We start from the raw sequence: 14,836 nt of genomic DNA, 5'->3' as shown, positions 1-14,836 counted from the left end.
CTCAAGCCACGCTCTGTTGTGTGTCTTGGCAACGTTGCAGCCAAGTGGATCGGTGCCCCTGCGCCTGACGCCCCAGGAGGACGAACCCTCGTACGGCCCCCGCCTCATCGTGAAACGCCGCACTCAACCCATCCTCGGTTGCATCACATCGCCATTGGCCCGCAGTCCCTGGAGGTGGAATCAGCAGGCTGAGCGGCGCAGCGGGCGTTTTCACCATGACGGGCATCAAGGGGTAACTCACGGTTGTCGGGGCGCCTGTGATTGTCTTCACGAGCGCCTGGATACCTTGATTGATCGGAGCGAGGTACGGCAGCAACTGCCCGTCGACTTCAATGCAATCGCCCAACGCATACACGCCCGGCTGGGACGTTTGCAGGTAGGCGTCGGTCAGGATGCCTCTGTCGCATTTGATTCCTGCCGCACGAGCGAGCTCCAGATTCGGGCGCAGGCCGATAGCTGACAACACGATGTCCGCTTCAAGGTTTTCGCCATTGGCGAGGGTCAGCTCGAAACCGGATGCACGGGGCTCGACACGTTGCAGTGTCGTCCCCAAGTGCCACCGAACACCCAAGTTGGACAGAACGTCCTGAAGCTGGATGCCGACCGGCCTGGGCAGCAAGCGCTCCATTGGCCAAGCGCCCAATCCGATCACCTGGACTTCATATCCGCTGGCAGCCAGGTCGTTGGCGAACTCACAACCGATAAGCCCGTCTCCTAAAATAGCGACTCGCTTCACCCCGACAAGACGCGCCCGAAACCCATGGTAGTCATGCAGGTTGTTGACGCTGATCAGGGCCTCACTCGCGCCTTCGACCGGCACCCTCACCGGCGACGCGCCACTGGCCAGAATGAGTTGCCCGTAAACCATTTCACCCAGGTTGGTGAACAGTCGGCGGGCATCCGTATCGATACGCTCAACACGACAGTGCGGGTAGACACGTATGCCCAACCGCTCTTCGATGGCCATCGGACTTTCCGTGGCCAGCGATGAGGGCGCACGCCCTTGCGCAAGGGCGATAGAGAGGGCCGGCTTGGAGTAATTGTGCCCGTCCTCTTGAGTCAGAACCCTGATTTCAATGGCTGGATCGGCTTTGCGAAGTGCCTGGGCCAAGCCATAACCGGCATAGCCGCTGCCAATGATGACGACGGGTTGCGCAGGTGGGAGGAACGTTTCCGGGGTTTTGAGGGGTGGCGTTTGAGCGACCGCTATGACCGCCTCGCTGATTTCGATCATCTCAAAATCAGCTTTCCCGACTTTGCATTCAGGGCACAGCCAATCATCCGGGATGTCCTCCCAGCGCGTACCGGGGGCGATCCCATCGTCCGGCCAGCCCAGTGCTTCGTCGTAGATCCATCCACACACGATGCAGAGCCACTTTTTCAGTGCGACGCTCATCACTCCCCCTTGATGCGAATAGCGAGGTTCTTGGTGCGCACGTAGCTGTACAACGCTTCTTGCCCTTTTTCGCGTCCGTAACCGGAAAGCCCAACGCCCCCAAAAGGCGTCTCGATCCCGCCGGCGTACCACTCGTTCACGAAGACCTGGCCAGCACGCAGACGCCGCGAACAACGCAAGGCTCGGTTGAGATCCTGAGTGAAGACGCCTGCCACCAGGCCGAACTCTGTGCCGTTGGCAATGGCGATGGCTTCTTCTTCCGTGTCAAAAGCAATGGCTGCCAGCACAGGGCCGAACACCTCAATTTGAGCGATGCTCATCTCGGGAGTAACGTCCCGAAAAACGGTGGGCGCCATGAAGTTCCCTGCCATGCCTGACAGGCGCTCGCCTCCAGTGGCGACCACTGCGCCCTCCTCCTGAGCCGAGTGGCAAAGCACGTCGATCCCGGTGAGCTGCCCCGCAGAGATCACGGGAGTGATGACAGGGTTCTCTTCCCCGGCACCGATGCTGAAGCCGTCCACCATTTCAACGATCGAATTCACGATTTCATCGTAGATCGAGCGATGGATGAGGATTCGCGACATAGCCGAGCAGACCTGCCCGGCGTTGAAGAAAATGCCATCGCGAACGCTGGTCAGGATCTGCTCACGATCAGCATCCGGGAACACCAACGCCGCTGACTTGCCCCCCAACTCCATCACGCACGGCACGGCGTTCTCGGCGGCCGATCGCAGGATGGTTTGGCCTGTGGGTACCGATCCTGTGAACACGATCTGATCGACTTTGTTACTGGACGCCATGTACGCCCCGACTTCTCGACCACGTCCACACAGGAGATTCACGGCCCCTGGTGGCGTGCCCGCACGTTCGATGGCTTCTACCAACACGCACAGCCCGAGCGGCGAAAGCTCCGGGGATTTGACGATCACGGCGTTGCCGGCGGCGAGTGCCGGAGCCAATGAACGCGCACAAATCGAGACAGGAAAATTCCACGGCACGATCTGCAGCGAGACGCCCATTGGGTCGTACAGAGTGAAGTCCATGTACCCGTTGCCCAACGGGATCGACGTGCCTTCGATCTTGTCGGCCATGCCCGCGTAATATTCGAAATAGCGGGCCGCTTCATCGAACTCGCCTTTTGCATCGCGCAGCGTCTTGCCATTTTCCGCGCACAGGATACGAGCACCTTCATCGGCGATGGCGCGGATCTCTTCCGCAATTCTGAGCAACCACGTCACGCGATGCGCCGGACGCGCATGGGTGAGCTCGCCGCTGTCGGCACAGCGGCGAGCAGCATTGAGGGCTCGTTCGGCATCACCCTCGCTGGCTTGGGCGATGGTCGCAACAGGTTGGTTGGTCGCAGGTGCAAGGATGGTCAATCGTTGCTCGCTGTCGACCCATTGCCCATCAATGTAATTAAGCCAGTGTCTGGAATTCATGATGTTCTCCTGGCTCAACCTTGCTGGGCGGTATCGAGCAGTTGCCGAGCCGTCCACTTGTGAAAGTAATGGGTTGGAAGATCCATTTCAGGGGAGAAAGCGCCGCCGTTGTAACCTGGCGAGCTGCGCCCCATCTGCATGCCTTCTACCGAAGCAATGTCTTCAGCAAACACCACACGCCACGAGTCCATGACCGCCTTGCGGGCAGCTTCGTATTTCGCATCGAGCGCTTGATCGCCGACGTAGAACAGGCGCAGATGCTCAACGGTTTTTCCTGGCTCGATAGGTTCCAGCATCATGGCAAACGCGTGGTCGGCCTGGATGCCCAGCAAGACGTTGGGGAAGAACGCCACGTACTCAGCGTTGCGCATGCGATCCGCAGGCCACGACGGGAATGTCGGAAGATGGGTGCCCGCAACATCGGACAGGTTGTAGGCATAGCTGCCTTGTCCGGCGAACTGATCAAACATGATGTTGTAGTGGTCTTCGAGGCGAGAATACGTGTTCAGGCTCGGATGGACCCACGGCAGATGGTACGCCTCACAGTAGTTCTCCACTGCCAGTTTCCAGTTGCACTTGACCTCGATGGCCATGGCGCCGCTGTTCGATTCGCGGCGCATCAGCCCCATCCCGTCAGCACCCAGGAACTGAGCCCAGCGCTCTGTCAGCGGCGCCAGGGACTCCTGCAAATCCGGGGCATCACCCGACAGGTTGACGAAGACCATGTCCATCCAGATTTCGCTGCGCAGTGCCTTCAGGCCGTGCTTCTCGCAAGCGAAGCGGTCATCTTTGTGCTGGTTGATACCCCCCACATGCGGGGTGCCTCGCAGAGCGCCGTTCAGGTCGTACGTCCAGGAGTGGTACGGGCATCGGATAACGCCCTGCACTTCGCCTGCAGCCTGCACCAACTTAACCCCGCGGTGACTGCACACGTTGTGGAAGACCTGAACGGTCCCTTCGCGGTTACGCATCATGAGCAAAGGCAGGCCCATGAAATCAACCGGCTTCACGTAGGCGTTCCTCGGCAGGTCGGATGCAAAGCCGATGCATGCCCAGTTGCGGCCCAGCACACGGTCACGATCAAGCTCGAAGTAACGTTGATCGGTATAGAAAGGGTTGGTCAAACCATGAGCTTGCTCGATAGGAGAAAGCACGGTTTCCAGACTTTGCACGGGGATGAGATTCGCGGTGCCCATTATTGTTATCTCCAAAATCGCTTGTTCGAGGCCGTCAGGGTCAGGCCTTGGCCCGGCGGATTCTTTCGATTTCACGCCCCGCGTCACAAACGATTTTTTCAACGCTATTAATGAGAAATTCTCATTTATTATTTTTCGTCTTATCTGCCTTTTTCTCGCATGCGTAAATCTCATAAGTCGATGAGTTTAAATAGTTTGTTGAGCGCTTCGGCCTCGCGCAAATTGGCGGCGCTATCAATCCCAGTCGCGTATCGGCGTCATACGATGGCGTACTAAAACAAAAAGGGGAGAATCCCAATGCGTGCCAAAAGTGGCCTGTTCAAAGGCCTCAATCCAACCGTAACGATCGTTTCCGTGGCTATTGTTCTTGCGTTCGTCGTGCTGTGCGCGACGCTTGGAGATCAGGCCGCTCACGCTTTCAAAATTGCATCGGATGCAATCCTCGACAACTTCAAATGGTTTTATCTTGCGTTAGTAAGCGGCCTGTTGGGCGCATTGATCCTCATCGCTGTCAGCCGCTACGGCACGCTCAAGCTCGGGCGTGAAGGGGACAAACCCGAATTCAGCTTCCCTGCCTGGATCTCGATGCTCTTCAGTGCAGGGATGGGGATCGGCCTGATCTTCTGGTCCGTGGCCGAACCCGTGCTGCACTACTCGTCAAACCCGTTTAGCAAAGGGCTGACGGATGAGTCCGCCACCACGGCCATGCGTCTGACGCTGTTCCATTGGGGCCTGCATCCGTGGGCTATCTTCACGACCATTGGGCTCGGGCTTGCTTATTTCGCCTACTGCAAAGGCCTGCCACTGGCGCTTCGCTCGGTTCTTTACCCCCTGATCGGTCAGCGCATCTACGGGCCGATTGGACACGCAGTGGACATCATGGGGGTCTGCATCACGGCGTTTGGCGTGTCTCAATCGCTGGGGTTGGGCGTGGTACAAATCAACACCGGCCTCAATCAGGTGTTTCAAATTCCCGTCAGCATGGGCCTGCAACTGGGCATCATCGCGCTGGTGAGCCTCATCGCCGCAGTGTCTCTCGTGGCGGGTGTTTCGCGAGGGATGAAGCGCTTGTCGATCTTGAACATGTGGATGTCGTTCGGTTTGATGCTGGTGGTTCTGGCACTGGGCCCAACCCGCTATGTCATGAATTTCCTGTTCGAATCTACTGGCGACTATCTCCAGCATTTGGTCGGCTTGAGCTTCTGGACGGATACACAGTCTAACTCGTCCTGGCAAAAAAGCTGGACGGCCTTCTACTGGCCGTGGTGGATGACCTGGGGCCCGTTCGTAGGACTGTTCATTGCGCGCATTTCCCGCGGCCGCACAATCCGGGAACTGATCATTGGCGCGCTGCTGGTACCCACACTGGTCACCATCCTGTGGATGTCAGTGTTCGGTGGCTCTGCGCTGAAGGATGAGCAGAACGCCCGTATCGCCAGTGCTCAGCAGGTCAGCTCACAGGACAACGCAACCGCGCCGTTTCAAGGCGGTGTCATTCTGCAAGCCACGCAGAAAGAAACAACGTCAGCCATGTTCACGCTGCTTGAGCGCCTTGACGGGCCGACGATAGGTGGGCTGTTGTGTGTGCTGGTTTGTCTTCTTCTGGCCGTGCACTTTGTGACGACGGCAGATGCGGGCACTCAAGTGCTGTGTATGCTCAATTCGGTGGGCAGCATCAACCCGCCTAACTGGATACGCGTCCTTTGGTGTTTCCTTGAAGGGGCGATTGCTGGCGGTCTTTTGTTAGCTGGGGGCCTGGCGGCCATTCAATTGGCGAGCATCGTGATCGGGCTTCCCATCGCCCTCTTCTTGCTCGTGACGGCCTACAGCCTGTTGCGTAGCTTACGAGAGGATACGGTTTGGCCGGTCCAGACCCTGATGATGCGACCCGCGATCAACGACGTATCGCTTCGACCTGAAACCGGGCAGCTGTTGACTCAACCCACCCACCGGGAAATGGCGTGAGCTCCAGGTTTCCCCTTTCGAGTGATCGAGACCAGGCTGACCTGTCCAGCCTGGTCTGGCAGCCGCTGATCATAGGGGACATGCCGCTGCCAGGATTGGAATATGCCGAGTTGGCGAACGCTCACACCTGGCATGGATACTGGATGAAGATGGCACCCGGAAGCCAGTCGCCGCCCCATCGCCACACAGGCGAGGAGCTGATTGTCATCTGGGAGGGGGAGGTTCAGGACAGCGATGGGTGTTGCTTCAAGGCAGGCTCAAGCCTGGTCTATACGTCGGACTCGGAGCACCACCTCCACTCCCCTTCGGGGTGCGTGATGCTCGTCATCGAATCCGCTGCGGCTGAACTTCTGCCCTAGCTGACAGCGGCTAGTTGAGAATCGCTGATCTGGGTAAGCAGCCACTGCCTGAAACGGTTGACGCTCTGGCGATTGGCGGAGCGTCCAGCCGGTTCCAACAGACAGAAACGAGCATCGGTACGCAGCACCATGTCAACGGGGCGCACCAGTGTGCCGTTCGACAAATGATCATCCACAAGGTTGGACCATGCCAGTGCCACGCCCTGGCCAGCCAAAGCCGACTGGATCAGCATCGAGTAACTGTTGATGTTGATCCGGTTGCGAGGTTCAGTCGCCTTTAGGCCACTCTTGTGAAACCACTCGTGCCATCCAATCCAGTCACTCTGAGGATCCTCCAGCCATAACCAGGTGGCTTCTCCAAGCTGCTGCGGATTGGCCAACTGGGGATGACGAGCCAGGTAAGCAGGGCTGCAGACAGGAAAGATCTCTTCGGCAAACAACGGGGTAACCTTGGCATTGCTGGGCTGAGAGCGGCAGTAATAGAGGGCCAGATCACAGTCAAGCCGGGAGAACTCGTGCATGGCGTCGGTCGCAATGATGCGCAAGTCGATTTCGTCGTTCAGGTTCTTGAAAACAGACACTCTCGGCAGCAACCAGAGTGACGCCATGGCGGTACTGGTGACAACGGTGACCTGTTCGGTCCCCTGCCAGTGACGAACACCTGCGGTCGCATGCGCAACCTTTTGAAGCGACTCGCGCACGACCTCACAATAGTCCCGCCCTGTCGTCGTCAGCACGATCTCCCGGGTCGTGCGGCTAAAAAGCGGCTTACCGAGATACTCCTCAAGCAGACGAATCTGGCGGCTTACCGCTCCCTGGGTGACATTCAGTTCACGGGCAGCAAGGGTGAAGCTCAGGTGCCGCGCGGAGGCCTCAAACGCGACAAGGCTATTGAGAGGGGGCAACGGGTGCAGTTTCATCAGGCTTTTCACGTGTGGTTATTGTTGTACGAAGGGGTCGACGCGGGGGGCAGCGCCTGAATGTGCTGCGCAGCATAAGAAGTGTCGAGATGGTACCCCTTGGCAGGTTAAACACTCAATGAATAAGTCATCTCCAAAAAAACAAAAAGAGTCGGCAAGCCCTGACCGCTAAACGGACTCGCCCACCGTTATCTCTGACGCATGTATTTCATCGATCATGACGGCGGCCAGGAGCCGTGAACGTTTTGTGATCTTTGCCCCCATCGGAACCTCTGCCAATGCGTTTGTGATCTGTTCGAGCAAGGGAGATGCCCCAAACCTGCGGGCCGAAACGGGCAGGTAATCCATGAGTAGCGTATGCACATAGACAGCATTGAACATGGTCTTCTCACTGACGCGGAGCCCATGAGACAGCCAAGCGGGAATCCATATGGCTGACTTTGCTTCCACACATAACGACTCGACGTTCAAATCAACGTTCAGCTCGCCGGAGAGGACATAAATGAGCCGGCCGTGGTAATGCCGGGTTTTTGCGAAACGTTTAGGGTCATCGCAATAGTACTGATGCCCAAACGCCGGTAAATGCCCAGCAGTAGACATATCTTCCATGCGATTCCACAACGGGCTACTCGGCGCGCTTGGGGACTGGCCGTTATTAATGACAAGCCTCAAGGCCTGATACTTTTCGCTCATAGTGTATTTCTTCGTTTATTAACCGCGCAGGTTTATCGACCGAGGCATGACGGATTACCGACTCGGATCATCAGCTAATTGGGTTAAACCCGGCATCGCTAATCCGCCAAAATATCCTGCAAATGTGCCCAGATAACGCTTCGGCAATTCTGTGTCTGAGTCAGATTTGCAGCATGGCCTGCGGGGCAAAATGTCAGGTCAAAAGTCGAAGAAGACGGTTTCGTCTGCGCCCTGCACCCGGATGTCGAAACGATAGGCAACGTTGCCCTCCACCATGCAACGTTGGGCCACCAGCGTTTGCCTGCGAGCAGGTTGCTCAATCAGGTTCAGTACGGGGTCAACCGCATTGCTTTGAGCTTCATCGTTGAAATAGAGGCGTGTCTGTAAATGAATGTTGATGCCCCGGGCAAAGAGCGACACGTTGACGTGAGGCGCCATCGGGACACCCGCAGCGTTGCGTACTACGCCTGGTTTGACGGTCTTGATCACCCATTCGCCCTCGTCAGCCGTGGCACTGCGGCCAAAGCTGTTAAAGGACTTATTGAGGTCGTAGTCGGTGTCGTACTCGCCGTCGGCATTGGCCTGCCAAAACTCCAGAAACGAATCGCGAATCAGGTGGCCGTTGCCGTCATAGACGTGTCCAAGCAGCAGGATGTGTTCGCCGGGGGCGCCGGGTTTGGCCATTTCATTCCAGATTTCCTGCTCTCGGGCCGGGTTACCTGCGGCTTCCAGTGCGAGGCCAATGTGCACGTAAGGACCAGCGGTCTGGGACGGGGTTTCCGGCAGAAGTTGAACGGGCATGACAGCCTTCCTCAAGCGTTTTCGAAGTGAGTCTTGCGCTGACCGCGCAGGACGATATCAAAGCGGTAAGCCAGGCAATCCATTGGATTGGCCATGCTCAGGTCGAATCGAGCGATCAGGCTCTGCACGGCGTCCGGGTCAGCGATGGACTTGACGACCGGGCACATCGGGATCAGCGGGTCGCCCTCGAAATACATCTGGGTGATCAGCTTGGCGGAAATCGACGGACCGCTGATGGAAAAATGAATATGCGCCGGGCGCCAGTCATTAGGACCGTTTCGCCAGGGATATGGGCCGGGCTTGATGGTCCGGAAGATATAGTTGCCGTCTCGGTCAGTGAGGCAGCGACCAACGCCGCCGAAGTTCGGGTCCAGTGGCGCAAAATAGGTGTCTTTGTAGTGGCGATAGCGTCCGCCCGCATTCGCCTGCCACATCTCCACCAAGGTATGTGCAACGGGCTTGCCATACTGATCAGTGACCCGCCCGGCAAGAATGATGCGCTCGCCGATGGGGAGGCCACCGTTGTTGAAATTCAGGAGCAGATCACTGTCGTGACGACCCATTTGCAGGTGAGAAAAATCCGGACCGGTGGTTTCAGATACCGATTGAGGGATACCGACCAACGCCTGGCGCGGCGAGCGCAGGATCGAGGTCTTGTAGTTGGGGTTCAGCGCTTTAGGATGCCAATTACGATCGCGAATGGCGAAACGACTGTTGGATGCGTCAGACATGCCAGTCTCCTGCTGTCATTATTGGAGGTCGCGCCTGTTTCATGCATCAGCAGGCGATGATTCAGTTTCCTCCGCCCTCCCCCCTGCTAAAACTGAAATTAACGACGGTATTCATAACCAAATGATTATGAAACCGCGCCGTCATAACGATCGCTTATTCAATGGGATCAGGACGTTCCTTTAAATCGAAAGCAGCCACACTCTTTATCTGCGCACAGTGACGAAGTTATAAGTGGGAGGAACAGCTTAAACGGGGGCCAATCGAAACCTTTCGAATACCCACGGACTAGATACCGGTGAGCCGACCGTTATTGATTTCGTCGATCAACACCGCAGCGAGCAGCTTATTTTGTTTGGTCACGCGGGAACCCAGCGGCGTATTGGAAAGCGTGTGCGCGACCTGCTCCAATAAACGAGACGCCCCGAAACGCCAACATCTCGGAGGCATGTGAGACACAAGCAACACATGAACGTACACCGTGTAAAACTTTGTTCCAGCGCTGACGCTTAGTTCATGCCGAACCAAAGGGGGTATCCAAAACGCAGATTTCGATCTCACACGTATGACCTCTGCGGCCAGTTCTGCATGCAACTCACCGGACACCACATAAATCAATCGGCCGTGGTAGTGCCGGACCGCACCAAAGCGTTTTTGCTGATCACAGTAGCCTTGATGGCCGAAGGCAGGCAGGTCGCCCGACGCTGACACCTGTTCCAGCTCATCCCAAACCCGAGAGGGGCTGGACGCTTTAGAAGCACCGACACGTTTGAGATGATCAGCGACGAGCCGAAGCGTCTTGTGAGGTTTGTGCATGATGGCGTCAGATCACTCATGACTTCGACAGGGATGAATGGGGCAATCTCTTGCTGGAAGGCGAACGCCAGCGTTCCACACTGGAACAGATCATCGGCCAAGGCCCACCAAGGCTGGCATCGCAAAACCGCCAACATATACAGCGAATGTGCTCAATGAGCAGATGCCCGCACCGCCTTGGATTCAGGGGCGCTAGCCAGGACACAAGGGCTTATCCAAGAAACAGTTCCAACCCTATACGGCTGCCTGATCGTACTCGGCTCACGCCGTGTCGCAGCGTCATGTGGCAAACACCGCTCCGTCCCTTCACTGGCCTCTGGGATGCCGCAATCAGGGCAGCGTCCCCTTTGTTGAGAGGAATCACCATCGGCCTCGAATGCATGCGAGGGCGTTGGTCTGCGATCACGAACTCACCTCCCACAAAATCTCGGTCTGGTTCAGAAAGCAGGACCACCATTTGGATGGGAAAGGCTTCACCCCGCGCAGCGTCATGTCCGAGCGCCTGCATTTGATCGGCGAACAAGTACGATAATCGCGCGTGCAATGCCGGGGGCTCGCAAACACTTTTCACACTGGCGCTCGATGAGAACAGACGTGAATGGCCGACATCGGATTTCCAGCGGTGTGCAATCGGGGTTAACGCTGAACGCAGCGCTCGACCCCAGCTTTCCAAAGGTTCAGGTAGCGGGCCAGTCAAACATTGCTCGCAAGGGCTCAGCGCGCGCAGTTGCTCCTCGCTCCCCCCCTCGGAAACCCCCTGAAGGGCTGATAAAAGCTGGTCAATTTCCGGCTCGGCCATAACGCCCGGAAGTGTCGCCCACCCTCGACGGTCCAGCTCTTCGTAAACGTCGTTGATATCCCGCTTTGCCCTTGTGGAGCTGGTCTGCCGGGACGTAGTGAAATCCGGAACCTCGAACAGGAACGACGCAGAACCTGTTGTGATCAGACAGTTATTCAAGACGGCGTCTCAAAGGACACCATCCGCACAGCGCACCCGGCAACTCAACCTTGGCTCTCACACTGGTAACATTCATCGCTACTTGGAAACACACTGCCCTTAACGTCTTGTGAGTACCGTTTTACCGCCGCTTCTATGTGTTCCCGCAGAGCGCCGTAGCGGCGAACAAACTTCGGAACCCTTTCGAATAATCCAAGCATGTCGTCAACGACCAGGATTTGCCCATCACAGGAGGAGGATGCGCCGATGCCAATCGTGGGGATTGATAACGTCCGCGTCACCTCCTCGGCAACGTCTTCAAAAACGCCCTCAACGACTACCGCGAAAGCACCGGCATTGGCTATCTCCTCTGCCTCTTTCACAATTCGCGCTCGCTCGACTGCTGAGCGCCCTTTGGTCTTGAAGCCCCCATCAAGGTTGACAGACTGCGGCGTCAGGCCGACATGCCCCATGACCGGGATGCCCCTGCCAGTCAGAAATTCCACGGTACGGGCACAACCGGGATTGGACTCCAGCTTGACCGCCTGGCAACCGGTCTCCTGCATGATGCGAACAGCGGTGTCATATGCCTGGTCAGCGCTCCGCTCGTAGCTTCCGAACGGCAAATCGACGACCACCAAAGCCCGCGACGCCCCCCTCATCACCGCTTGGCCATGCATGATCATCATCTCCACGGAGACACCCAACGTGCTGGGCAACCCATGAATGACCATCCCGACCGAATCACCCACCAACAGCAAATCAACCATGGGGTCGAGTAATTCAGCGATCGGTGCTGTGTAAGCGGTCAGGCAGACAATCTTTTCCTGACCTTTGCGCCGGACGATATCGGGCACCGTTATTCTTTTAAACTCACGTTGGGCGGACATGTAAGGTCGAGCATCCTGGAAGTGGGAGCGTCGCTACAAGGCAAGCGACTGTGTGCGTCGGGGCTACCCGCGTCCATGACGTGGGGCTAATGTGTGGCGCGGGCTTCTGGCTGACGAACACCCGAAATCAACTCCTTCTGGAGCGTTTCGGTTTTCGCCAACAGGTGGCAGGAGTATGGCGATCCAGTCTCGGCGAGACTCTCGGAATCAAGTCAAATACTTGTCCGATCCCGCCACGTCCCACAAGGTAGCGGCTCCCGGCTCTGATCGGCCGTGCTGTCCAGACATTCACTTCGTTCGCGCTGCAACAAAAAGCGCAGCGCCGGATTTACACTGCAAATGGATGGCACGATACTGACAGGAAGATCCTGAATAGTGCGATCGCGCCATGTCCATATTTCCGCTGCCCGTCTTCGGCGACGCTCCCGTGCAAGGGGTCGAACGCGAATACCCCCCAGGATTCGAAGCCGAACACAGGCACGATCATCACGCGCAGGTCATGTATGCCGTCAACGGTTCCATGACCGTCGAGACGCCCCAAGGCATCTGGGTATTGCCGCCGCACCGCGCACTCTGGATTCCGGCAGGCATCTCACACACGTTCAAACACTCCCGCCCGATCTCTTTAAGGGCTGTCTATGTTCGAGAGGACACTCCTGGGATACCCGACTGGAAACGGTGTTCCGTTTTAAACATCTCAAACCTGGTCCGCGAGTTGATACTGGCGTGCGCTCAATTGCCAGCATCGTACGAAGGCGACACCCGAGAGTTTAGATTGGGCACTGTGTTGCTTGATCATTTGGCGCTTCTCGAACAGGAAGCGTTTTTTCTTCCTGAGCCTGTCGACAAGCGAGCGGTCAAGGCCGCTAATCTGATCAAGAAAAACCCGAACGACACGAGACCCCTGAAAGATATTGCCCATCACGTCGGCGCCAGCCCGCGAACCTTGGAGCGACTGTTTTCAACTGAAACGGGCATGGGTTTTGGTGCGTGGCGCTTGCGGCTGCGCTTGATGGTAGCGCTGGAAAATCTGGCGGCCGGTGAGTCCGTGACCAGTACAGCCGCAGCGATCGGGTATGAAAGCTCCAGCAGTTTCATCGCGGTATTTCGATCGGTGTTTGGCTGTAGCCCTACCAAATATTTCGCCAGGACCTGAAACACAAAAAGACCCCGATCGGGGTCTTTCCTGGATCAAACACTGACTTCACATGAGCGGGATGCTGTAGCTCACCATCAGACGTGTTTCATCCTTGTCGGCGCTGTCGTTACCCCGGAACACCGCCCCTCTCCACATCAGGCCAAGCCCCTTGAACGTCCCCGAAGGCACGACGTAATCGATCCTCATATCTCGTTCCCACTCTTTGTTACTTTGAGTGGGCGTATCGATATGCCGACCGCTGATGTAGGTCACACTCGACTTCAGCCCCGTCAGCCCGATCGTCGAAAAATCATAGGCGTACGTGCCGACCGTCGCCTCCTCCCCAGCATTGACAAACTTCAGCGACTGAGAGTTGGTAATCAAATACACAGAACGACCTTGCCCCTGGTTGATATGGGGAAAGTCACTTTCGCCAGTGGTTTTCTGATACCCGAGGCTCAACGAATGGCCTTGAAGGCTATAGGTAAACAGACCACTCCATAGTTTGTTGTCAACTTTTCCGACGTTGACCCCATTACCGTAGTAGCCCGCGCTGACGTAGCCCTCGTTTCGTCCCGACTGGCTGCCATTCTTTCCGTCAGACGTGCTGTAGAAATACCGGAGATCGGTCTTGAGCGTCCCCACGGGAAGCTGCCAGTTATGGATCAGCCCCAAAAAGTGCTGCTGATAAAAATCTTCCAGGCTGCCGTAGTAGTACTGGAGCTGTAGGTTCTTAGTGGGGTTGTAGTCGACGCCGGTGTAATAAAATTGGTTACTGAATTTTCCTTTTACAGGGTCGTTGGCACCCGCAATCGACATGCCTTGACCGTTTGTGGAGTTCCGGTCCAGCACTTGTTCGATGCGCCCCGCCATGAAGTTGAATTTATCCAGTTCTTTCGAGTCGACCTGCCAGCCGCGGAAGGTCTCGGGCAGCAATCGCCCATCCTCGTAAACCAGGACGGGAATTTTCGGTGTTAACGTGCCGACCTTCAGTTGGGTCTGCGAAATGCGAAACTTGGCGGTAGCTCCCGGTTTGCTGAAGTCGTTAGCGGCCTTACCGTCGTCCAAGGGAAATACACTACCGGGCGTATTACTTTCACCCGCTTTGCCCGCACGCCCAGACGCATCAAGCCGAACCCCATACAGCATTTGCAGATCAAGCCCCACGCCGACCAACCCCTCAGTAAAGCCGGACTGGTAGTTGAGCATAAACGCTTGCCCCCACTCTTGGTCTGTAGGCGCCTTCTGATTCCGGGTGTCCTGATTAAAGTAAAAATTTCGAAGATCAAGGCTCGCTTTACTGTCTTCGATAAAACCCGATGCATAGCTGTGTTGAATACAGCCGAGTGTGACCACCAACGCCACCCGCGATGAATTTTTCATATGTGCTCCAGAAAGGCGAACACCTTCGCCCAAGGCATTGGCAAATAATTTTTATAGGGAGGACTGTGCGGTTCGTAAAAAACGAATACCGGTTCGTCAACGCAGACGAGTCCGAACTAAAGATAACGAGTTCGGACCACTTCAAACAGTAAACGGACTGATATTATCTATGAC

At 56.6% G+C, this 14,836-nt stretch carries 13 protein-coding genes; 2 read left to right on the top strand and 11 right to left on the bottom strand.

All coding sequences use genetic code 11. The features are described from left to right. Window position 1 precedes the first annotated feature (1 nt). The 3 genes from AAEO81_RS12005 to AAEO81_RS11995 are packed head-to-tail and all read right to left on the bottom strand — an operon-like array spanning window position 2 to window position 4,031. Window positions 2–1,396, bottom strand: a complete 1,395-nt coding sequence (locus tag AAEO81_RS12005; RefSeq protein WP_341963825.1) for an FAD-dependent oxidoreductase — start codon at window positions 1,394–1,396, stop codon at window positions 2–4. Further along, window positions 1,396–2,835 carry an aldehyde dehydrogenase family protein gene (locus tag AAEO81_RS12000; RefSeq protein WP_341963824.1) on the bottom strand — a complete coding sequence of 480 codons (1,440 nt, stop codon included), beginning with the start codon at window positions 2,833–2,835 and terminating at the stop codon, window positions 1,396–1,398. Before AAEO81_RS12000 ends, AAEO81_RS12005 begins: the two co-directional genes overlap by 1 nt. A gap of 14 nt (window positions 2,836–2,849) precedes the next feature. Then, entirely contained in the window at window positions 2,850–4,031 is a 1,182-nt protein-coding gene (locus AAEO81_RS11995) for an aromatic ring-hydroxylating dioxygenase subunit alpha (protein WP_341963823.1), read from the bottom strand. A gap of 297 nt (window positions 4,032–4,328) precedes the next feature. Between AAEO81_RS11995 and AAEO81_RS11990 the strand changes: the two genes are divergently transcribed. Further along, on the top strand, window positions 4,329–5,996 hold the full coding sequence (locus tag AAEO81_RS11990) for a BCCT family transporter (RefSeq protein ID WP_341963822.1): 1,668 nt from the start codon (window positions 4,329–4,331) through the stop codon (window positions 5,994–5,996). 355 nt (window positions 5,997–6,351) lie between these two features. On the opposite strand, the gene AAEO81_RS11985 is transcribed toward AAEO81_RS11990, so the two are convergent. The 7 genes from AAEO81_RS11985 to panB all read right to left on the bottom strand — a co-directional run bounded on the left by AAEO81_RS11985 (window position 6,352) and on the right by panB (window position 12,141). Beyond that, on the bottom strand, window positions 6,352–7,275 hold the full coding sequence (locus AAEO81_RS11985) for a LysR substrate-binding domain-containing protein (RefSeq protein WP_166595066.1): 924 nt from the start codon (window positions 7,273–7,275) through the stop codon (window positions 6,352–6,354). A gap of 168 nt (window positions 7,276–7,443) precedes the next feature. Next, window positions 7,444–7,968, bottom strand: coding sequence for a hypothetical protein (locus AAEO81_RS11980; RefSeq protein ID WP_341963821.1), 525 nt, complete (start codon window positions 7,966–7,968; stop codon window positions 7,444–7,446). Window positions 7,969–8,166: 198 nt separating this feature from the next. Continuing rightward, window positions 8,167–8,769 carry a protocatechuate 3,4-dioxygenase subunit alpha gene (gene pcaG, locus AAEO81_RS11975; RefSeq protein ID WP_341963820.1) on the bottom strand — a complete coding sequence of 201 codons (603 nt, stop codon included), beginning with the start codon at window positions 8,767–8,769 and terminating at the stop codon, window positions 8,167–8,169. An 11-nt stretch (window positions 8,770–8,780) separates the two neighbouring features. After that, window positions 8,781–9,500, bottom strand: a complete 720-nt coding sequence (pcaH, locus tag AAEO81_RS11970) for a protocatechuate 3,4-dioxygenase subunit beta (protein WP_166595063.1) — start codon at window positions 9,498–9,500, stop codon at window positions 8,781–8,783. A 286-nt stretch (window positions 9,501–9,786) separates the two neighbouring features. Further along, a complete protein-coding gene (locus AAEO81_RS11965; RefSeq protein ID WP_341963819.1) occupies window positions 9,787–10,314 on the bottom strand; it encodes a hypothetical protein in 528 nt (175 codons plus the stop codon). Window positions 10,315–10,525: 211 nt separating this feature from the next. After that, entirely contained in the window at window positions 10,526–11,113 is a 588-nt protein-coding gene (locus AAEO81_RS11960; RefSeq protein WP_341964525.1) for a 2OG-Fe(II) oxygenase, read from the bottom strand. 203 nt (window positions 11,114–11,316) lie between these two features. Beyond that, the gene (panB, locus tag AAEO81_RS11955; RefSeq protein ID WP_341963818.1) at window positions 11,317–12,141 is read right to left on the bottom strand and encodes a 3-methyl-2-oxobutanoate hydroxymethyltransferase; all 825 of its coding nucleotides are present in this window, start codon (window positions 12,139–12,141) and stop codon (window positions 11,317–11,319) included. Between the two features lie 388 nt (window positions 12,142–12,529). Here panB and AAEO81_RS11950 point away from each other — a divergent pair, with 388 nt between their 5' ends. Beyond that, window positions 12,530–13,297: a helix-turn-helix transcriptional regulator gene (locus AAEO81_RS11950; RefSeq protein ID WP_341963817.1), complete on the top strand. Its 768-nt coding sequence runs from the start codon at window positions 12,530–12,532 to the stop codon at window positions 13,295–13,297. Window positions 13,298–13,345: 48 nt separating this feature from the next. Here AAEO81_RS11950 and AAEO81_RS11945 read toward each other — a convergent pair whose 3' ends face one another. Further along, the gene (locus AAEO81_RS11945; RefSeq protein WP_341963816.1) at window positions 13,346–14,662 is read right to left on the bottom strand and encodes an OprD family porin; all 1,317 of its coding nucleotides are present in this window, start codon (window positions 14,660–14,662) and stop codon (window positions 13,346–13,348) included. Window positions 14,663–14,836: the final 174 nt, after the last annotated feature.

This window comes from Pseudomonas sp. RC10 (genome assembly GCF_038397775.1).
Lineage (GTDB): Bacteria > Pseudomonadota > Gammaproteobacteria > Pseudomonadales > Pseudomonadaceae > Aquipseudomonas > Aquipseudomonas bambusae.
This window is presented reverse-complemented; position numbering and strand designations above follow the sequence as displayed.